This is a genomic window from Ochrobactrum sp. AN78 (assembly GCF_029909885.1).
GTDB classification, from domain to species: Bacteria; Pseudomonadota; Alphaproteobacteria; order Rhizobiales; family Rhizobiaceae; genus Brucella; species Brucella quorumnocens.
In genome coordinates, this window is the sequence record NZ_JASAMU010000004.1 from 52,550 (window position 1) to 73,368 (window position 20,819).

Here is a 20,819-nt window from a genome sequence, read left to right on the forward strand (position 1 = left end):
AAGAAAGCCGCCCAACCGGGCGGCTTTTTTATGAAACTCGTGTTCATGGCGTGTCAAAATTATGGCGCTGATGTGATTTTCCATCAATCAGAGCCAAAGCTTTTCAGCGCTTAATCACCCCAAGGTCCGTGGAAGTCACCTTCCTTATCGATGCGTTTGAAGCCGTGCGAACCGAAGAAATCGCGCTGACCCTGAATAACATTGGCAGTGCCCCGCGACTGCGTGAAGCTGTCGAAATAACTCAATGCCGAACCAAGCGCAGGAAGAGGTAGACCGGCAAGAGCTGCCTGCGCCACGATCTTGCGAAGCCCCTTTGACGCCTTGCCCATACGTTCAACGAAAGCAGGAACCAGCAGCAGGTTTTCGATTTCCTGACCTTCAAAGGCCTGTGCAATGTCGTCAAGGAACAGCGAACGAATGATGCAGCCTTCGCGCCAGATACGTGCTGTCGTTGCGAGCGGAATGTTCCAGCCATATTCTTTCGACGCTGCCGACATGACGGCAAAGCCCTGAGCATAGGCTGCAATTTTGCCAGCCAGAAGACCCTGTTCAAGATCGGCAAGGAACTGTGCCTGATCGGCAATATCGAGCGCGCGCGAAGCCGGATTGTAAACCTTTTCAGCAGCCTGACGCTCGGTCTTGAGCGACGACAAAGAGCGCGCGTCAACTGCGGCTTCGATACCAGTTGCCGGAACGCCGAGCATCTGCGCTTCGATAGCCGACCAACGACCCGTACCCTTCTGTCCAGCTTCATCGAGGATCACATCGACCATCGCCTTGCCGGTTTCAGGATCGGTTGCCTTCAAGACTTTCGCTGTGATTTCAATGAGGTAGGAATTGAGCGGGCCCGCATTCCACTTCTCAAACACATCACCGATCGCCGGAGCCGAAAGGCCAAGGCCATCACGCAGAATGCCGTAAATTTCGGCAATCATCTGCATGTCGGCATACTCGATACCGTTGTGAATGGTCTTCACGAAATGGCCTGCGCCATCCGGACCAACGAGCGCACAGCAAGGTTCGCCCTTATATTTTGCAGCCGCAGCCAGAAGGATTGGCGCGATGCGCTCATAGGCTTCCTCTGTGCCGCCAACCATCATCGAAGGACCATGACGCGCACCTTCCGCACCGCCCGATACACCCATGCCGACGAAGGTCGGATCGTTTGGACCCAGCGCCTTCAAACGACGAACCGTGTCACGATAGTCAGAGTTGCCAGCATCGATCATGATGTCACCCTTCTCAAGAAAAGCCTTGAGGCGGGTGGTTTCGGCGTCAACTGGTGCGCCTGCCTTGATGAGGAAGATGATTGGACGTGGCTTGCGGATATTGTCAGCCAGCTCTTCAAAGGTGGCGCAAGGAATGATCTTGTCACGCAACGCGCCAGCTTTTTCGATGAATGCTTTCAGGACGGGCTCGTCGCGGTCATAGACGGCTACCGTGTAGCCCTTCTCGGCGATGTTCAGCGCAAGGTTCGAACCCATGACGCCGAGACCGACCATTCCGATATCTGCTTTTTCCATTTTTTGCCCTTTTGAAACACAGCCAACTGGCTTGTCATACAGAATTAGAGAGCCGACAGACTGGACTGTCGTAGCTGTCGCTGTCGCACTATGTAGCGCCAGCAAAGCCAGTCTGTATCCTATTGTTGGATGATCTAGGGCATATGACGCAAATTTGATAGGCCTTTTTCTAAAAAACTAACCGATTTAAATGCTCAGACGCGCTCCAGTTTCTCATGCGGCAGTGGCGGCAGCTCGACCTCGATATTGTCACCAGCCTGCACATTGCCACCCGCAATAACGATCGACATGATACCCGCTTTACGCACCAGTTCACCGTCGTCGGTTTTATCGAGAACAGCGCCGAGAAGGCCTTTTTCGAAGTTTTCAATCTGCGAACATGGATTGCGCAGGCCCGTGATTTCGAGAACTACATCACTGCCGATTTTGAGAAGCGCCGACTTTGGAAGTGCGAGCAGATCGATCCCGCGCGTGGTGATGTTTTCACCCAGTTGCGCTGGCGCAATGTCGAACCCTTTCGCAGTCAGCTCATCGAAGAGTTCTGCTGGAATAAGATGAACCTGACGCAGGTTTGGCTGAGTCGGATCAGCCTTCACGCGCGAACGATGCTTGACCGTCACACCTTTATGCGCGTCGCCTTCAACGCCCTGGCCTGCAATGATGCTGATCTCAGAAACCAGCTGTTTCGAGAAACGATGCTCGGCGTCACGTGCAACGGCTACAACAATTCCACTCATATTTTTACCTTGATCACATGAAGAGGGAAACGGCAGGCAAAGCCGGTCGTAATCCCGCATATCATGCGATATACAACAGACAAATGACAAGGGTATCGCGAAGGGGTTGGCGGTAAAACCATGACGAACACGCAGCGCGACGGCAAAAATTTTCGCTGGGGCATCTGGGGAACAGGCACGATTGCCGGGGCCTTTGCAGCCGATATTCAGGCAAGTGCTGACATGCGCGTGACTGCGGTTTGCTCTCGTTCGCTCGATAGTGCTGAAAGCTTTAAGAACCGCGTCGATGCAGACAAGGCGTTTGACGATCCATCAGCATTTCTAATTAGTGCTGATATCGATGCCGTTTACATTGCCACGCCCAATGCCGTGCATGTCCCGCAGACATTACAGGCAATCGCCGCTGGCAAAGCCTGCCTGACTGAAAAGCCGCTGACGCTTGATGCTGATGGTGCAAACCAGATCGCAACCGCAAGCCAAGCGCATAATGTGTTTGCCATGGAAGCTATGTGGAGCCGCTTTCTCCCGGCAGTTCATGCCGCGCGCGAGCACATCAAGGCCGGAAGAATTGGAACAGTAAAGCGTATTGAAGCCGATCTTTCCTATTTCCGCGAGGAGAACCCGGAAAGCCGCTTTTTCAATCCGGCATTAGGCGGCGGTGCCGCATTCGATCTTGGCGTTTATCCGGTTTCGCTCACGCTGAGCTTCCTGGGCCTGCCCGATGCCATCAGCGGACGCTGGACACGTGCCAAGAGTGGCGTCGATATGCGTACGGAAATCGAACTGACATATGCAAGCGCCAAAGCGCATCTTTCATGCGGTTTTGACCACGACGGTAAAAACCAGATGCTGATTGAGGGCACAGGCGGAGCAATTCTGCTGCACGCACCGTTCCTCAAAGCACAGCGCCTCACAATCTTTTCTGCAAAAGCAATAAGCTCTGCCATCGGCCCCAAAGGTCCAGGCGGATTAATCGGCAAGGTTCTCAATCGCTTGCCACTGCCGGGAAGAACGGTCGAGCATCACAGCTTTGCAGGCAACGGGCTTCAGTTTCAGGCGCAAGCCGTGCGCGATGCCGTATCACGTGGCGAGATTTCCAGTCCAATCATGCCGCTTGAACACAGTGCTGCCGTCGCAAACATCGTCAGCACTGTGCTTGCAAAGAAACCCGATTAGAAGCTGCTCTGCACCTTATAAGGCGCAGCATTCTCGCCAGCATTGTTAAGTGCAAGAGCCACTTCGGTAATGTGCAATGCCACAGCGCCTGAGAAAAAGGCCGTCTCACCGGTTTCGATGGCGCGCGCCTGATCGGCAACACCACGCATGAAATCAATTTGCGATGGGAATGACGGCAGGCTCACCGTATCGCCTTTTGGATAGGTAAGCTTGCTGCCAACTGCCGGTTTCCATGCGAGTGTCTTACCAAGTTTGGCTTCAAGACGTCCAAACACACGCGACAGAATGGAGCGTTTTCTGGTCGTCGATTCAAGCCGAACCGCAGAACGGTTATCCCAGAGATCATCGACCGTAATCGAGCCTTTATCGGCCACAATCGTCAGGCTGCGATCTTTCGGCATTGCGAGGCCCGAAGTCAGACGCGCAACAAGGCCAGATTTAAAGCGCAGGCACCCCACGGAAAAATCCGGTGCCATTTGCAGATGTTCGGTGCCCGGCCCCTTATTCTGGAAGGTGATCGAAGAGAAAGCCGTCACGCTTTCAACTGGGCCGAAAAGCGACACGAGCCATGAGAGCGCATAGCCCGCATGTTCCAGCGTGCAGCCAATCTCAAACTCATGCAGACCCGGCCATGGTGCGCCCGACTGTGAGCGCCATGTCGCCCATTTATCGCGAAATACCGGACCGTCTTCCATTTCAGCATAAACCAGACGCGGCGTGCCAATTTCGCTCATTGAGTTTGACACGAGCCTCTGCGCGTCACTGAGGCCATTGGCGGGTGCCGCAGCAAGCGTCAAACCATTGGCGGCAGCAAAATCGACCAGCGCTTTGGCATCGTTGAAATCCATTGCCAAAGGCTTCTCGGAATAGACATGCTTGCCAGCTTCAAGCGCTGCGCGCGAAATGGCAAAATGGCTTTCCGGTGCGGTGAGGTTCAAGACAATCTGCACGTCTTTATCAGCCAGCACGGCCTCAAAGCTCTCATAAGCACGCACATTATAATGTGCGGCAAACACCTTGATCCGTTCCGGCGATCGATCGAAGGCACCGAGCAGCTTGAGTTGCGGGTAATTGCGCAGCGTGGTCATGTAGTAATCGGCGACAAAGCCCGTGCCAATGATAGCGATATTCATGGTAACTCCGGCTAAAGCATGTCGCGGAAAAGTGGAAACCGGTTTTCCGACAACGACATGCGTGAAAACAAGAAGATAGAGTCAGCGCAGCGGGTACGAACAAGCGCGACACGCTCTAGATAGCCCGCTTGGGAATGGTGACTTTGGCCGTCATGCGCAGACCAAAGATCGCAAAGATAAGCATGAGCCACACAGGATCCATGCGGCGAAAAAAGAAGCTTTCCAGCATCGCATTGAGCGTGCCGAAAAACACAAACATCAGGAAGAAATCAGCAAGAAGCAGGTTCTCGCGAGTTGGCCTGCATCGCATATAGTTGACCAGCGGCATGATGATGATCACGACTATTGCGCAGATCAGACCGATAAGCCCCATCGAAAGCGTGATATCGAGATAGCCGTTATGGCCATGCACGATGCCGCGCACATCCCAGTCGAGATAATAGGGGTTGGCGGCTTCCTTGACCCGCTCAGCCCCCCAGAAGCTCTCATAACCAAATCCGATCCATGGACGGTTGTGCAACGCATCAATCGCAAAGGCCCAGATCGAGGTGCGTCCTGTAAATGTCGGATCGACCGAGAATTGCAAAACAATCTGATGCAACGGCTCAAATAGCACTGTGCCAATGGTGAAAAGCGCAAACACAACCTGAATGGCAAAGATCATCAGAGGTGCCAGTCCGCGCATACCAAACATGCCGGGACCGATGACCAAAAGCATGGCGAATGGAACCAATGCGGCAGTGGTTTTCGAACCTGTATGCGCCACAAAGAACAATGCAAATAACGCAATCAGCGCACCGCTGAACCGCCAGCCGCGCCGCCAAAGATAAATACCCGCAAAAGCGAAAATCGCCATGACAGGCCCGGCAATATTCTTGTGGGTGAAGACACCCCGCCAAAGAAATGAATTCTGCGGCTCGCCAGCATCTACACCGTGGGTGCCAAGATTAGGCAAAAGCACCACACCGGCATAGGAGATAAAAATAACGATCGACGCCACAACAAGCAGCATCCACGAATAACCATCGGCATCTTGCGGCAGGGCAAGGACAGCGACGATGGCCAGCACACCGATCAGCGTCAGCATGATGCCACGAATGGCGGTCGATGGATCGGGACTAACGAAAGCTGAAGCCAACAAAAGGCCGAACATCAGCAGCCAACCAAGGCTGACAAGCCGCAAAACCTTGCCAGGTTCGGCGAACATTGCAAGCGACGCCAATGCTATGGCCCCGACGAGGCCAAAGCCAAGCTGATTGACGGCATCACCCGCCTGCTGACCATCAGCAGGAACAGCCGGTGAAAACGGGCGAAAAGAAATCAACAGAATGCAGAATATAACCGTCGCGGTGACGAGCGCTATCTGGCGCATCGTCACCCGCATCGGATCGGACGAACTTGGATTAGTTCTTGTCCGGGTTGCGGTACTGCTCATTCAAATATCCAAAATGCGCCATCACCCGGCCCAGACCGATATGGATGAAGTAGGTACCAACAGGTGCAAAACCAGCGGCAACACCTCTTCTCACAGCCTTGATCGGCGAATAAGCCAGAAGCGCGAGGCTTTTCAGGAACACGCGCACCTGACCGAATGGTTCGTCCTTGCGCTTGCGCTGTTCAATCAAGGTCGAAAGAACGCCGTTGCGCAAGCCGCGTGATCTGATCCAGTCGTTTTCGAGACGACGTGCCGGAATGGTTTCGCGCACGATACCCTCCGCACACCAGGCAACTTTGAAGCCCTTAGCGATTGAGCGGGACAAGAAGTCAGAATCGCCGCCGCCGGTGAAGTTGAACTTCAGATCCATAAACGGATAACCATGCGCTTCAAGCACAGGGCGCGCAATCAGCAGATTGCCCGACGAATAGATAATCGGAACCGGGCCTGTCTTAGTATAATGCGGTAGGAAGACCGGATGCTTTGCCCACTGTTCCGAATTCGGCTTTTCAAAAATCGGATACTGCGGACCGCCAACCAGGCTGACGTCATAACGCTCAGCGGTCGAAACCATGTTTTCGATCCAGTCAGGATCAGCCAGCTCGTCATCGTCGATCACGATGACGTATTGAAAGTTCGGGAAAAACTTGGTCGCGGTCAGCCAGCCAGCATTATAGGCGTTGCAGTTGCCGCGATGGGATTCACCGATCAGCATACCCCGATATTTGCCGGCTTCGAAAAGCGGGGCAGCAACGGTTGCGCCTTCCTTCTTTTCGGTTTCGTTCTCGATCACAACGACAGCCCATTTACGCTTGGTGGTCTGCGCATTCAGCGTGTCGAGCGTGCGTATCAGATGCTCGGGCCGCATAAATGTCGGGAGCGAAACGACGATGTCGATCTCGTCATAGGCGAGACCAGGTGTTTTAGCGATTACTTCAATATGATCCGGTAAATCTGGCATCTCAGCTTCCGATTATTTCAGAGAATTATGATTTTATGTTTATCTTGCCACTATTGATAAACGCTTAAAGAAAAGTTCACCGCATGGCTGTAGACACTAACTTCAATAAACATTCATTAAGAGCCGTCAGGAGTTGAATTGCAACCGTTTCGTCTTGTCTTCGTGACGTCACTTGTTCCCCATGCCGTCGCCTCAACCGGATATGAAGTTGCCAACGCAGCCGTCATTGATGGCCTTCGTCGCGCAGGCGCGCATGTGACCGTGTTGGGTTTTACGTGGCCGGGACATAAAGCTGCTGAAAGTGCCGACACAATCGTCCTTGGCGAAGTGGAAGTACGCACGGAAGGTGCAGGCATCAAGCGCAAGATCGGATGGGTGCTGAAATCCTTCCTCACAGGGCTGACGGTTTCCTCAGCAAAACTGCGCGTGATCCCTGCTATCGAGCTGCATAATGCAATCACCGAACTTGGTGACTTTGATGCCTATGTTCTCAACGGTGTCACGCTGCCCGGAGCGTTTGAAGAAATTTTCAAGAACAAGCCATCGCTGTTCGTTGCGCATAATGTCGAATATCGCTCTGCGGAAGAAAATGCCGCAGACGCCAAAGGTAAAGTACAGAAATTCCTGTTCGGCCGCGAAGCACGCATTCTGAAAAAGTTGGAAAACAGACTGTGCAAACAGGCAAGTTTCGTTTTCACATTTGCGGAAGACGACGGTCCGGCACTGGGCCTTAACAACGATAAGTTTGCAACACTACCGCTTGTCATGCCGGGGAATAATGCGGCTACAAAGGCGCCTTTAGCGAAATACGATCTGGCGCTGATCGGAACATGGACATGGCACCCGAACCGCATCGGGCTTGAATGGTTTCTGCGCGAAGTAAAACCTTTGCTGCCGAAAGACATTTCAATAGCCATCGCTGGTAATACACCGGCTGATTTGATTGCGGCATGGCCGGGCGTCAATTTCGTCGGCAAAGTGCCGGATGCAACCGAGTTTGTAGAAAGTGGAAAGCTTGTGCCGCTGATCAGCCGGGCCGGCACTGGGGTTCAGCTCAAATCCATCGAGACGTTTGAACTTGGCATGCCAAGTGTCGCGACTGCACATTCGGTTCGTGGAATCGGCAATATTCCCGCAAATTGCACGATTGCTGATAAGCCTGGGGAATTTGCGGCAGCTGTTGTTGAGCGTCTAAAAGCAATAAACGATGGGGACCGTCAAAAACTGGATGGCAAAGCCTTCAAACAGGCACAAATCAAAGGCATGGACAGCGCGATCGCCCGAGGCTTAAAGAAACTTCAGGACGTGACAGGAAAAGCAAACTGACATGACGAATAGTGCACCCGCAAAACTCGAATATCGAAATATTCTCGGCATCAAGGTTGTCTGTTTCGACTGGGACAGTTCGTTCGCCTATTTTGAAAAACGGATCGAGAACCGTGAATTCATGAAGCAGGGCTGGCTCAATGCCAACAATGCCAATATTGCACATGAAGACCCAGCCTATATGGCCGCGCTGAAAGATTTCCTGATTCTGCCTGATGGTATCGGCGTCGATATTGCCAGCAAAGCAGCCTATGGTGCGAAATTCCCAGCCAATCTCAACGGCACAGATTTTATTCCGGGCCTGATGCAGCACATCAAGCGTCCAATGAAGGTCGCCCTGTTGGGCGGCGGTCCGGGTGTTGCTGCTGAAGCAGCAGAACTTTTCAAACAGCAAATACCGCAACATGATTTTCGCGTTATTTCAGACGGTTATTTCAAACCAGCCGATCTTGATGGCATTCTCGGTCAGCTGGCCGATTATCATCCCGATATTCTGCTCGTCGCCATGGGCGTCCCGCGGCAGGAACTGTTCATCGATAAATACATCAAAGCGGAACATTGCACGATTGCAAGCGCAGTCGGTGCTCTGTTCGATCTGCATACCGGCCGCGTACAACGCGCACCACATTGGGTCCGCACACTCAAGATGGAGTGGGTACACCGCCTGCTGCAAGAACCGCGCCGTCTGGCAAAGCGCTATCTCGTCGGCAATCCGGTCTTTCTCTGGCGTGTGGCCAAGGAAAAGCTGTCAGGGGGTAAACCTTGAAGACAGCTATCGTCACCGCAAGCTGGGATCAGGACTTTGAGCGTTGCAAGCTCCTGTGTGAAACCATGGACAAACATGTCACCGGTTTCACCAAGCATTACATACTTGTCGACAGCAAAGATGTGGCACTGTTCCGGCAGATAGAAAGCGCCAATCGCATCGTGATTGATGAACGCGATCTGCTGCCCTCATGGCTGCGCGCATTTCCCGATCCGACCTATCTCGGACGTCGTCGCGTCTGGTTGTCGTTCAAAACCAAGCCATTGCGCGGATGGCATGTGCAGCAATTGCGCCGTATTGCACTGGCAAGCAAGGTGGAAGAAGACGGTCTTCTCTACACCGATTCCGACACTGCTTTCGTGCGTGCATTTGATTGCAGCACGCTCTGGCAAGGTGACAAACTGCGCCTGTTCTACCGGCCCAATGCGCTTGCCAATCCCGAATGGCCGGAACACCCTGTTTGGGCTGAAAATGCAGGAAAACTTCTTGGTGTCCCGAACGGCAAAAGCGCACTGAATGATTATATCGGCCAGCTCGTTTCATGGCGCAGGGATTCGGTCGTCGGCATGTGTGAGCGTATCGAGAAACATACCGGCCAGCATTGGGTAGCGGCTATCGGCAACGTCCGCCGCTTCTCCGAATGTTTCATCTACGGCCATTATGTCGATGATGTTCTGGAAGGCGCGGGCCACTTTCACGATACACACGATCTCTGCCGCATGCAGTGGTTTGCACCACCGCCAACGGAAGAAGAATTCAGAACTTTCATTGCCGAAATGGAACCGCATCAGGTCGCCATCGGCATGCAGTCCTTCCTCAGCCTGTCGGTCAATGATATTCGCCGCATCATAGGTGGTTGAGATCGTCAAAACCCAGAGCGCCGAATTGCGGCGCTCTGGGTTTTAGACCCGCTTCGCGGGCCGCTTGATGCTCGTATAGGTGAAAACCAGCGACAGGATATAAATCCCCGCAAATACGAAATTGAGGCCGGCAATCCAGTCATTGCTGTTTCCATAATAAATCAGCAGAAGCCACACGAACAAAGCCTTGGCTGCAGTCATCAGCACCATGTTCAATGTACGCAGACCAGACTGACCACGCGCGTAGAGAATCTCGGTCTGATACTCGATCAAGTTGCGGAAACCCGGCACCAGCAACACCAAAGGCAACAGCCCGACAATTGGTGCAACGCTTGCGCCAAGTGCCTTTGGGAAAAATTGCAGGAAGATCACCATTGCGCCCAAACCTGCTACCGATATGGCAAAGACCGCAAACTCCAGCCCAGCCCTGATACGCAGCGACGCCAGCATATCGGGCGTACGCATAAGCTTCTGTACGAGCATCATATTAAAGGAACGGATCGGCAGTGCAGTCAAATCGACCAGGCGCATGATGATCGCATAGATGCCTGCCGTTGTTGGTCCGCCGATGCTCAGCACCAAAAGCTTATCGAGCTCGCTCTGAATATAGAACAGAAGTTCAGCGCCCATCACAGCGATGGAATCAGATATGCGCCGGGCATAAAGGCGCGGCTCAAAGCGCAATTTCACCCGTGGATAGAATCGAAGCGCCACAATCAGTGCTGCGGCATTTGCAGCCAGATACCACCATGCCCAATGCGCGACATCGTGCGTTGCCGCCAGAAACATGAACAAGACTGCAGCAACCGCACGCGTTACGGTTCCGAAAATCACCAGCAAAGCTGAAATACCGAACCGCCGCAGCCCATTATTGACGATGATGATCATCTCCGTCGAGCGCCACAGAAGCGCTTCGGCAATGACGACAATGGCAAACGGCAAAAATGAAATGTCGCGGCTGAAGAAGACGAAGTAAACCAGCCACGAACAGATCGCAAAAAGCGGTAGGGAGACAAGAACCGCCGCCAAATAGCCGGCTGTATATGTGCCAAGCAAAAGCGGTTTCACGGTAGAAATACGATAAAGCGGCGAGCTGAACCCCAGCGAAACGAGCCGTGACAGCACCACACCGGTACCCGACGATGTGGCAAAAATACCGAAGTCTCCCGTCGGCAATGTGTTCGCAAGCGCGATAAAATAAAGAAGCGAAACAACCAGTCTTCCGGCAGAACCAGAGAAGAGCGAGAAATAGTCCCGCACCACGGCACCGCGGCTACCCGATAATTTCTTGAATGCTTTCGCGATCACCCAAGGGCCTCGTCTTTATATTACCTGTTGCTTGTTAAGCCGTGTATGTCGACCGTAGACCGATACTTAACGAAAAAGACTTAATTAAAAAGCACTAACGCGATTATCGATACGCATTTTAACCATTTGTTCTCCATAAAAAACCTATAGTCGGAAGCATGAAGACTATTCTGGGGTACGGACATCTTTGACGATGAGCGGTGACGACAAGCGCAATAAAGGAAGAGAAGAAAAGCCTCTTCTTGCATTTTCAGACGCGCCTGAGACGAGCCGCGAAGAATCAGACGCGTCCAAACGTGAGCCTCAATCTATTACCCCGCCCATAACTCCACCGTGGACCCCACCCGCCACTCCTGAGGAACGCGCAGAACTTTTCCGCTCGCAGCAGGAAAATAAGGCCGCCAAGGAAGAAGAGGTCTCCGAGCTTCGCAGCCGCATGGCTTCGATCAAGGCAGAGCTTGAACGCAAGATTGCAGAGCGCGAACACAGCGCCAATTCGTCCAAGGATGAGGTGGCCAAAGTCAGCACATCGGAACCGAAAGCAATTGTCACGGACGATACATGGCCCGCTAAGCGCGAAGCGTCGAACACCGAATGGAAGCCACTTATTGATCCGCGCATAGCGATTGAAGTCGTCAAAGGTTCGCGCAAATTGCTGATCGCAACAACGCTGATCGGCGGCATTGCAGCAGCTCTCTACGCCATGACGATTCCACAAATGTATGTGGCATCGACAGACATTCTGGTCGACCCGCGCAGCATCAAGACCGTGGGCACCGAACTGACCCCGGGACAATTACCAACCGATGCATCGCTGGCGATTGCTGAAAGTCAGGCGCGATTGCTCGATTCCAGCAGTGTTTTGCTCAAGGTCATTCATCAGGCCGATCTGACCAAAGATCCGGAATTCAACGGCAGTTTTGTACCCACAGGCATTGCTGGCTTTTTCGCGCAGCTTAAAAGCATGATGAAGCCAAATACCGCGAGCGAGGGTCAGGCACTTGAAACCCGCGTTCTATATAATCTCTACGACAGCCTTACGATCGGGCGCGACGCCAAGACCTTCATCTATTCGATTTCGGTCAAAACACGCAGCCCTGAGAAATCAGCCGAGATTGCCAATCTCGTCGGCTCCGTGTTCCAGACAGAGCTGGACTCTCTTCAGTCGGACGCCGCCCGCCGCAATGCAGAAGAACTTTCGAAACGCCTCGCCGATATGCGTGCAAGCGTTGAGAAAGCCGAACAGGCTACAGCAGATTTCCGCGCGTCGCGTGATCTTGTCGATGTTGATGGCAAGTTGATCAGCGATAATGATCTCACACGCCTGAATGACCAGCTTACCAATCAGCGCGCTGAAACCATGCGTCTTCAGGCGCGTGTGCAGGTTCTCAACGATGCGACAACGGGCAGCGTTATTTCCGGTACCTTACCGGAAGATTTGCGTTCCAACACGCTGACGGCACTGCGTGCACAATTTGCGCTGGCCAGCCAGAATGCGAACGGGGCGTCCACTCAACTTGGGCCACGCCACCCGCAACTCATTCAGTTGCAGTCGCAAAAGCAGACTGTCCTGAACGATATCGATGCCGAACTACGCCGCATCCGCGCTTCCTTGCAAGTTGAAGTGCAGCGCTCTGCCCAGCAGGAGCGTGATCTCAGCACACGCCTGGCACAACTCAAGTCGCAACAGGCCAACAGCAATGATGATCGGGTGAAATTGCGGGAACTGGACCGCGAAGCTTCAACGCTGCGCTCCGTATATGAAGCGTTCCTGCTACGCTCGCGCGAAACCACCGAGCAGCAAGGCATTACGACTACCAACGTACGTGTAATTTCTGAGGCACGCCCGCCGCTCGATCCTGCCGGATCGTCGCGCAAGCTGATTGTGATTGCAGGACTGATCGCAGGTTTTCTGGCAGGCCTTGCTATTACAGCCGTCCGCAACTTCGGACGACTGGTGCGTTTGTCCTAAAGCATGTCGCCGCTCAAATGGATTCATTTAGCGTTCGCGAACATGCGGCAATTTAAGGAATCTAGAGCGAGCGTTATGGGTGCCATTAAGCGTGACACGCTTTAGAGTAAATCTAACGACTATGCGTCAGGCTGTCTGCCGCGTAGTTGTTTCAACACGCGGCAGTTTGCGGCCGCTGGCGCGCAAAATTCCCTGTGCTCCATCGAGATGGCCAGGCTTCAACTCAATTGCCAGAAAGCGACGCTTTTCGAACGGCCCGGGCATGGCAAGTTCGCCGGTCTTTTCCGCTGAAAAGCCGAAGCGTTCATAATATTCTGGATCACCGACAAGCAGAACAGCACCGTGACCGAGCCGTTTGGCTTCGGCAATCGAGTGTTGCATCAATGCCGAACCGATACCGCAACCTGCAGTCGACGGATCAACCGCGAGCGGGCCGAGCAGCAAAGCTGAAACCGGAAAACCGAAACCATCAAGCCCGGCATGGACATTCCATAGCCGCACCGTGCCCGCGAGCGATCCGTCCGCACCAGTGGCAGCAAACGCCAGACCTTCGGCGGGTTGACGACCGCGACGCAGCTTTTCAGAAGACTTTCTGCGACGACCTTCGCCCATTGCGCGGTCGAGCAGTGCTTCACGCGCAACAACGTGCTCGCCAGTTTCGCCGACGACAGCGAAAGCTGTCTGAAGGCGCTGCGAAAGGCCGGTTACGATATTTTCCTGAATTTCCAGATTTGCATTCATGACATCTCACCCCAAGCATGGGCAGCCGCACATCCTGCCCAGCGCTTTGCAGCGCCAGGCAGATTGAGAGGATCGACCGGGAAAACCCGATTGATCAGATGACGTAGGATCGGAGCGGTTCGAAGCCGTTGAATGCCACCGCCGAATAGGTGGTGGTGTAAGCCCCTGTGCCTTCGATGAGAACTTCATCACCGATGGTCAGCGAAACCGGCAGCGGATACGGCGTCTTTTCATAAAGAACGTCCGCACTGTCGCAGGTTGGGCCGGCCAGCACGCAAGGTTCGGTTTCGCCACCATCATGTGGAGTCACGATCTGGTAGCGGATCGCCTCGTCCATGGTTTCGGCCAGACCGCCGAACTTGCCGATGTCGAGATAGACCCAACGCACATTGTCGTTGTCCGACTTACGCGAAACCAGAACCACTTCGGTCTTGATCACGCCTGCATTGCCAACCATGCCGCGGCCCGGTTCAATGATGGTTTCCGGAATGCGGTTGCCGAAATGCTTCGAGAGCGCATCGAAAATCGCCATGCCGTAAGCCTGAGCGGTCGGTACGTCCTTGAGGTAACGTGTCGGGAACCCGCCGCCCATGTTGACCATGCGCAGAACGATACCTTCGTCAGCCAGTGTGCGGAATACCGATGCTGCATCGCCAAGTGCACGATCCCATGCGGTGAGGTCCGTCTGCTGCGAGCCGACGTGGAACGACACACCATAGGAGTCGAGGCCGAGCGACTTTGCATGACGCAGCACGTCGATAGCCATGGCAGGCACGCAACCGAACTTGCGCGACAGCGGCCATTCAGCGCCTTCACCGTCGGTCAGAACGCGGCAGAACACGCGGCTACCTGGAGCAGCACGAGCAACCTTTTCGACTTCTTCAACGCAATCAACTGCATAGAGGCGAATGCCCAGCTCGAAAGCGCGCGCAACATCGCGCTCCTTCTTGATGGTGTTGCCATAAGAGATGCGGTTTGGCGTTGCACCGGCTTCCAATGCCATTTCGATTTCGGCAACCGATGCCGTATCGAAGCACGAGCCAAGCGATGCAAGAAGACGCAGCACTTCAGGGGCAGGATTTGCCTTCACAGCATAGAAAATGCGCGAATAAGGCAATGCCTTTTCAAAATTCTGATAGTTTTCGCGCACGACATCGGTGTCGACGACGAGGCAAGGGCCATCGGGACGGCGGGTGTTGAGGAAGTCAATGATACGCTGCGTTGCCATGGTCGTTCTCCCGCGCGGCTTGATCTGCCGCATCTAGAGCGCAATCCCGAAAAAGACTGCGCAGAAAAAACACTTAGGGAATCTGACCGAGCCCACCATGGGCCACGAGATTCTCTAAGAGACAAAGTATGCATAAGCGCATCCGCGGTGAGGCCAGCCTTTGGAGATGCTGAGGTCACGCGAAAACTCATGCGGCGGTGGAACAACGCTAAACCCGCGTTACTCCGCTTTGTCTGCCTTGGATTGGAATTGGAGAACCGCATCCGCACTTTTGGCAATGAAGGTGTGCCTCTTCAGTAATTCCGGCTTTTGGACAGCCGAAAGACACTAGAAAGGCCCGCACCGTCGTTGCTTCAAGATGTCCTTGATCTGGCGGTTGGCCTACAGATCAACTGGAGCGGTTAGGTCCAGGTACCGTACCGAATTCCTCACCATTCGAGGATCGGCGGACACCCACAGGCACGTGCGACTTTGGGCAAGGGCGATATAAGCGCAAACATGTGTCCATTCAATGACAAATATCGGCTGGGCCAAAATTATTTTTACCCCTGACTTGCCGCTCTGTGCGCTTGCCATTGTTCAACATTAGTGAAACAATCTACCGCGTTAATTTCCCTTTCTTTAACCATAAATGCTGATTTCGGCAGCAAGTCGTGAACAATGGCCCGCCTCGATTCCTTCAACGCCCTCATCACAAAAGCTGAAATCGCACCTGCACCTTCGGTCAATGGCGCTCTTCAGGGCGCAACTTTGGCAGTCAAAGACATTTATGATGTCGCAGGAATGAAAACAGGTTGCGGAAATCCGCAGATTTTAGCCGAATCACTTGTCGCAACCAGATCGGCACCGACGGTTGAAAAGCTGCTTGAAGCAGGTGCGGCCTTCATCGGCAAATCCCAGACCGACGAGCTGGCTTTTTCACTGATGGGACAGAACTCACATTACCCCTACCCCATCAATCCGTCTGCCCCTGAAAGGGTTACGGGTGGCTCATCGTCCGGTTCGGCGGCAGCTGTTGCAAGTGGCTTGGCAGATATAGCACTTGGCTCCGATACGGGTGGCTCAATCCGCGCACCAGCCAGCTTCTGCGGTCTTATTGGTCTGCGCACCACTCATGGCCGTATTCCGCTTAAAGGCATCATGCCGCTTGCGCCGTCTCTCGATACGATCGGTTGGTTTGCACGCGATATCGCTCTTTATGAAAGCGTCGGCAAAGTCCTCCTCGGCGAGGACGAGCAGGCATTTGCATTCTCGCAGCTTCTTTATATGCCGCTGCTGGAGCATCTGCTGCTCGACCATCCGGAAACCGACGCATACAGAGCTATGTTCGCTAAAGTGCGTCCGCATTTTGCAAGCCTCAAAGCGGCGAGCCAACCGACACTTTCAATAGATGAGCTGTATATCACTTTCCGCCAGATACAGGGCGCAGAAGCCTGGGCAACTCATGGCGCATGGATTTCGTCAGGCGATCGCCAGCTTGGACCCGGCGTCGCCGACCGTTTTGCTTATGGGTCAGAAATCACCGATGAAGCTCTGGCGCACCATCGCATCCGCCGCACGCGTTTCACCCAGGAATTGGAAACAATCATCGGTGACAATGCGGTGTTGGCGCTCCCAACCGTACCAGGTGCCGCGCCTTTTGCCAAAGAGCCATTTGAGACACTGCAGGCCTATCGCGAACAGGCGCTGCGCCTGCTCTGCCTCTCCGTTCTTTCAGGCTTACCGCAGATCACGGTGCCACTCGGCACGGTTCACGGCGCGCCGATGGGCATTTCTTTCATCGGGCCCCGCGGCAGTGATCGCGGGCTGATTACACTCGCTAAAAACATTCTTATTCAGACACAAGGCTGAGCCATGGACACCCTCACACGTATGCGTGCATTTATCGACGTGGTCGAAGCGGAAGGCTTTTCCGCTGCTGCACGAAAAATTGGACGTTCAAAGGCACTGCTTTCCAAATATGTGCGCGAACTGGAAGACGAACTTGGTGCACGCCTTCTCAACCGCACGACGCGCCAGTTTTCGCTCACCGAAGCCGGTCACACCTATTATCACCGCGCCATCGAGATCATTCGCGAGATTGACGCGCTTCAGGATGCCGTCAGCGAAACCAGCTCCGATGCACGCGGACGCATAAAGCTCTCTGCCCCCCGCACCTTTGCTGACGCGGTTATCGGGCAATCGCTGATTGATTTCTGTCTCGCACACCCGGACATTGTTCTCGATGTGCGGCTCGATGATCGCTTTGTAGATCTGGTGGAAGAAGGTTTTGACCTCGCAATTCGCATCACGCGCCTGCAGGACTCCTCTCTGATTGCGAAAAGGCTTTCGCCATTCCATTCAGTGTTATGTGGCGCTCCTGAGTTGATCGCGCGCGTGGGCAAGCCGGAGCGTCCCGAAGATCTTGCGGATAAGCCGTGCATCATCGATACCAATGCACGCTCACGCAACAATTGGCATTTCCGCAATACGGACGGCTCAATGATGACCGTCAACGTGCATGGCCCGATTGAAGTGAATAGCCCCGTCGCCACCAAAACAGCCGCTATTGCCGGGCTCGGTTTCTGTTCTTTGCCAGCCTTCATCGCCGAGGAAGAGATCGAACGCGGCCGGCTCATCCCATGTTTGGACGAATTTACCGTCAAGGACGGCGGCATTTATGCGGTTTATCCGCATCGTCGCTATCTGCCGGCCAAAATCCGTGCTCTTGTCGACTTCCTGACCCAATGGTTCAAGGAACGCGAAATGCGCGAAAATACAAAACTATAAGCAAGTCGAAATAAATGATGGGTTTGGTCCCACTTTCGCCGCCTTCACCCTTATGCCTTGCCCTTGAGCTTTTGTTTTCGCGCGCATCTATCCGAAAACCGCTTCACACTTTTGGGATGCACTATCATTCACGGAAACTCGTTCATGCCTGATTTGCGCACATGGCTGAAAAGCCCTCTAGGCCTTGCCGTAACTCTGACGGCAGTGTTCGCGCCCGTGGCTGCTCAGGCTCATCCACATGTCTTTGCCGACGCAAGGCTGGAGCTGACGATTAAGCCGGATGGCACGGTAGAAAAGCTCGCCCATATCTGGCGTTTCGATGATGTATTTTCCTCGACCGTTCTGATGGAGTTTGACAAGAACGGTGATTTACAGCTCGACAAGAATGAACTGATTGATCTTGGCCATGTCATTAACAGCTCCATAGCCGAGTTCAAATACTTCCAGACTGTGCTTGCCGATGGCAAAGACGTCAAAATGGCTCGCCCGCAGGATTTGGCGGCAGATTTTACAGACAATCACCTCCTGATTGTGTTCACGAGTAAGCCTGAAAAACCGTTGAAGCTTGAACCCGGCCATACGGTGAGCTTCGGGGTTTACGATCCGACATTTTACACGGCTATCGATTATGTGAATGATAGTGAATTGGTCATCAAAGGGTTGCCGGAGGGATGCACTTCCAAAGTCATCCGCCCCAATCCGGACGAAGCCCTCGCCCAGAACCAGGCGACATTGACTGACGCCTTCTTCAACGATCCAGCTGGCACAGATATGTCAAAGATTTTTGCCACCCGTCTTGAAGTGACCTGCGCGCCAAAAGGATAGACAGCCTGATGCAGAAAACGGTCCGTTTCATTCTTACCGCTACCCTTGTGATGATCACTGCCAATGCCTTGGCACAATCGTCTCTGGGGATCGGCGCCAATGAAGTCGCCATGAAACCGACCGGACCTTTCGCACATATCATTCTTTGGATGAACGAACAGCAGCGCACATTTTATCTCGCCATGACAACCGCGCTTAAAGCAATGCGCGATGATCCATGGCAGGCATCAGTGCTTATCGGATTGTCATTCGTTTACGGCATTTTCCATGCGGCAGGCCCCGGTCACGGCAAGGCGGTGATTTCGTCCTATATGATCGCCAATGAAACTGCACTTCGACGCGGCATTTTCCTGTCGTTCATTTCATCGCTTCTGCAGGCACTCATGGCAGTTTTCGTTGTAGCACTGGCATGGCTCGTATTGCGCGGCACCGGAATTTCCATGAACCAGACCGCACGCTATATGGAGATTACAAGCTTCGCGCTGGTGCTGTTCTTCGGTCTGTGGCTGTTGGCGCGCAAACTGCCGCTTTTGTTCAAGAAGCGAGACAGTGCCGAGCCGTCACCGACAGGCGCTCTTTTTGCAGCAGCGCCTCAAACGGCAATGGCCAGCGGTCGTGCATCCAGTGGACTGGCTTGGCAAGGCAGCGTTTCGCAAAGCACCCGAGCGCTCGCATCAAGCAGCACGGTCAAGCTCAACTACAAGCCCGCGAACGCCACAGCGGATCACGTCTTTATCGGCGAAGGCGATATCTGCGCTGACTGCGGCAACGCCCATATTGCCGATCCATCGACACTTGGCGACGATTTCAACTGGAAAACTGCTTGGTCAGCGATCTTCTCGGTCGGCCTGCGTCCTTGCTCGGGCGCACTGATCGTGCTTACCTTCGCACTTCTCAATGGTTTGTTGGTTGGCGGATTGCTCTCGGTCTTTGCGATGGCTTTCGGCACATTCCTGACCGTCGCATTTCTCGCCACACTTGCCGTGACCGCCAAGAACACGGCATTGCGTTTCGCAGGCAGCAGCGCCATGTCAGGCCGCTTGAAGGCGGTGATTGAAGTGGGTGCCGCCTTGTTTATTGCGCTGACTGGCGCGTTGCTGCTCAGCGCGTCGCTCGTGGGTTAATCTCTGTTCTGGCGGCGCGAGCGCAGCCAGAATATGCCAAAGAAACCAAGTACAAAGAGTATCGCGAAAATTGCCGCCGCCACATGCGAGCGCTTACCGAGCGCGATCATGATACTCGGCACGAAATAGGCGAGCACGCCAAAGCTTATCAGGATGATCGCCGCAGCAATTGCCGGATTGCTCTTCTTCGGTTCAGCCACCAATACGAAAATCCTCTAATTTTCTAATCTGCTGCCCCTCACTATCAAAGTTTTCCGGCGCAAGCCATGCCTGATAGGCGTGTCTCAGCGCAGGCCATTCACTGTCGATGATGGAAAACCAGGATGTATCGCGATTGTTACCCTTCGTCACCATATGCTGACGGAAGGTGCCTTCAAATTTAAAGCCGAAACGCTCCGCTGCACGCTTGGAAGGCGCGTTGTTATCGTTGCACTTCCACTCATAGCGCCGATAGCCAAGCTCATCGAAAATATACTGCATGAATAGGAACTGCGCTTCGGTTGCAGCCGGTTTACGCGAAATGAGCGGCCCCCAATAGATGTTCCCGATCTCGATTGCGCCATGAACAGGATCGATACGCATCAGCGCTTGACGGCCCGCGACCTTGCCGCTTGCCTTATCGATGACTGCAAAGAACAGCGGATCTTCACTTGTTGAAACTTTTTCAAGCCAGGGTTCAAACGCCTCGCGTGTTGCAGGCGGGACCTCGAACAACCACGTAAATCGCTGATCTGCATCCGTTACGGAAGAGGCTGCAAAAAGCTCGTCGCCGTGTTTGCTCGCATCCAGCGGTTCAAGCCGGACATAGCGGCCTTCGAGCGTTTTACGTTCAGGCCTCGGTCGAGGGGTCCAGTTCTGCAAATCAGTCATTTCAATGCTCCCATTTATCAACACAAGGAGCATAAAAGGCGCGTGACTAAAACCGGATTATTGTC

General features: G+C 53.8%; 19 protein-coding genes. 9 read left to right on the forward strand and 10 right to left on the reverse strand.

Going from position 1 to position 20,819, the window contains the following annotated elements:
• Nucleotides 1-110 precede the first annotated feature (110 nt).
• Nucleotides 111-1,523, reverse strand: a complete 1,413-nt coding sequence (gene gndA / locus QBD00_RS09610) for an NADP-dependent phosphogluconate dehydrogenase (protein WP_151092978.1) — start codon at nt 1,521-1,523, stop codon at nt 111-113.
• 194 nt (nt 1,524-1,717) lie between these two features.
• Nucleotides 1,718-2,260 carry an MOSC domain-containing protein gene (locus tag QBD00_RS09615; protein ID WP_264231989.1) on the reverse strand — a complete coding sequence of 181 codons (543 nt, stop codon included), beginning with the start codon at nt 2,258-2,260 and terminating at the stop codon, nt 1,718-1,720.
• 120 nt (nt 2,261-2,380) lie between these two features.
• Here QBD00_RS09615 and QBD00_RS09620 point away from each other — a divergent pair, with 120 nt between their 5' ends.
• Complete coding sequence (locus QBD00_RS09620; RefSeq protein ID WP_318579313.1) at nt 2,381-3,436, forward strand: Gfo/Idh/MocA family oxidoreductase; 1,056 nt, start codon at nt 2,381-2,383, stop codon at nt 3,434-3,436.
• On the opposite strand, the gene QBD00_RS09625 is transcribed toward QBD00_RS09620, so the two are convergent.
• From QBD00_RS09625 to QBD00_RS09635, 3 genes are all read right to left on the reverse strand, one after another.
• A complete protein-coding gene (locus QBD00_RS09625) occupies nt 3,433-4,569 on the reverse strand; it encodes a Gfo/Idh/MocA family oxidoreductase (RefSeq protein WP_318579314.1) in 1,137 nt (378 codons plus the stop codon). The genes QBD00_RS09620 and QBD00_RS09625 overlap by 4 nt on opposite strands.
• Nucleotides 4,570-4,684: 115 nt before the next feature.
• The gene (locus tag QBD00_RS09630) at nt 4,685-6,004 is read right to left on the reverse strand and encodes an O-antigen ligase (RefSeq protein ID WP_318579315.1); all 1,320 of its coding nucleotides are present in this window, start codon (nt 6,002-6,004) and stop codon (nt 4,685-4,687) included.
• A complete protein-coding gene (locus QBD00_RS09635; RefSeq protein WP_318579316.1) occupies nt 5,973-6,965 on the reverse strand; it encodes a glycosyltransferase family 2 protein in 993 nt (330 codons plus the stop codon). Before QBD00_RS09635 ends, QBD00_RS09630 begins: the two co-directional genes overlap by 32 nt.
• A gap of 138 nt (nt 6,966-7,103) precedes the next feature.
• Between QBD00_RS09635 and QBD00_RS09640 the strand changes: the two genes are divergently transcribed.
• Genes QBD00_RS09640 through QBD00_RS09650 form a run of 3 tightly spaced genes read left to right on the forward strand, consistent with a single transcriptional unit; the run spans nt 7,104 to nt 9,917 of the window.
• Nucleotides 7,104-8,291: a glycosyltransferase family 4 protein gene (locus QBD00_RS09640; RefSeq protein ID WP_318579317.1), complete on the forward strand. Its 1,188-nt coding sequence runs from the start codon at nt 7,104-7,106 to the stop codon at nt 8,289-8,291.
• Nucleotide 8,292: 1 nt separating this feature from the next.
• Nucleotides 8,293-9,057: a WecB/TagA/CpsF family glycosyltransferase gene (locus QBD00_RS09645; RefSeq protein WP_191792956.1), complete on the forward strand. Its 765-nt coding sequence runs from the start codon at nt 8,293-8,295 to the stop codon at nt 9,055-9,057.
• Nucleotides 9,054-9,917, forward strand: a complete 864-nt coding sequence (locus tag QBD00_RS09650) for a DUF6492 family protein (RefSeq protein WP_095445404.1) — start codon at nt 9,054-9,056, stop codon at nt 9,915-9,917. The genes QBD00_RS09645 and QBD00_RS09650 overlap by 4 nt, the downstream gene beginning before the upstream one ends.
• 42 nt (nt 9,918-9,959) lie before the next feature.
• On the opposite strand, the gene QBD00_RS09655 is transcribed toward QBD00_RS09650, so the two are convergent.
• Nucleotides 9,960-11,225: a lipopolysaccharide biosynthesis protein gene (locus QBD00_RS09655; RefSeq protein ID WP_318579318.1), complete on the reverse strand. Its 1,266-nt coding sequence runs from the start codon at nt 11,223-11,225 to the stop codon at nt 9,960-9,962.
• Between the two features lie 193 nt (nt 11,226-11,418).
• Between QBD00_RS09655 and QBD00_RS09660 the strand changes: the two genes are divergently transcribed.
• Nucleotides 11,419-13,197, forward strand: a complete 1,779-nt coding sequence (locus QBD00_RS09660) for a GumC family protein (protein WP_318579319.1) — start codon at nt 11,419-11,421, stop codon at nt 13,195-13,197.
• A gap of 126 nt (nt 13,198-13,323) precedes the next feature.
• Here QBD00_RS09660 and QBD00_RS09665 read toward each other — a convergent pair whose 3' ends face one another.
• Complete coding sequence (locus QBD00_RS09665; RefSeq protein ID WP_318579320.1) at nt 13,324-13,938, reverse strand: N-acetyltransferase; 615 nt, start codon at nt 13,936-13,938, stop codon at nt 13,324-13,326.
• Nucleotides 13,939-14,032: 94 nt separating this feature from the next.
• On the reverse strand, nt 14,033-15,166 hold the full coding sequence (gene odc2, locus QBD00_RS09670; RefSeq protein WP_095445400.1) for an ornithine/lysine decarboxylase: 1,134 nt from the start codon (nt 15,164-15,166) through the stop codon (nt 14,033-14,035).
• A gap of 660 nt (nt 15,167-15,826) precedes the next feature.
• On the opposite strand from odc2, the gene QBD00_RS09675 reads away from it, so the two are divergent.
• The 4 genes from QBD00_RS09675 (at nt 15,827) to QBD00_RS09690 (ending at nt 19,884) form a co-directional block, all read left to right on the forward strand.
• Nucleotides 15,827-17,017: an amidase gene (locus QBD00_RS09675; RefSeq protein WP_318579321.1), complete on the forward strand. Its 1,191-nt coding sequence runs from the start codon at nt 15,827-15,829 to the stop codon at nt 17,015-17,017.
• Between the two features lie 3 nt (nt 17,018-17,020).
• Nucleotides 17,021-17,935: a LysR family transcriptional regulator gene (locus QBD00_RS09680; RefSeq protein WP_095445398.1), complete on the forward strand. Its 915-nt coding sequence runs from the start codon at nt 17,021-17,023 to the stop codon at nt 17,933-17,935.
• A gap of 144 nt (nt 17,936-18,079) precedes the next feature.
• Nucleotides 18,080-18,760, forward strand: coding sequence for a DUF1007 family protein (locus tag QBD00_RS09685; RefSeq protein WP_151093001.1), 681 nt, complete (start codon nt 18,080-18,082; stop codon nt 18,758-18,760).
• A gap of 8 nt (nt 18,761-18,768) precedes the next feature.
• Nucleotides 18,769-19,884, forward strand: coding sequence for a nickel/cobalt transporter (locus QBD00_RS09690; RefSeq protein ID WP_151093003.1), 1,116 nt, complete (start codon nt 18,769-18,771; stop codon nt 19,882-19,884).
• Here QBD00_RS09690 and QBD00_RS09695 read toward each other — a convergent pair.
• Both QBD00_RS09695 and QBD00_RS09700 read right to left on the reverse strand, forming a co-directional pair.
• Complete coding sequence (locus QBD00_RS09695; RefSeq protein WP_151093005.1) at nt 19,881-20,084, reverse strand: hypothetical protein; 204 nt, start codon at nt 20,082-20,084, stop codon at nt 19,881-19,883. The genes QBD00_RS09690 and QBD00_RS09695 overlap by 4 nt on opposite strands.
• Nucleotides 20,077-20,754 (reverse strand): GNAT family N-acetyltransferase, encoded by a 678-nt coding sequence (locus tag QBD00_RS09700; protein WP_191792952.1) that lies wholly within the window; start codon nt 20,752-20,754, stop codon nt 20,077-20,079. Before QBD00_RS09700 ends, QBD00_RS09695 begins: the two co-directional genes overlap by 8 nt.
• Nucleotides 20,755-20,819: the final 65 nt, after the last annotated feature.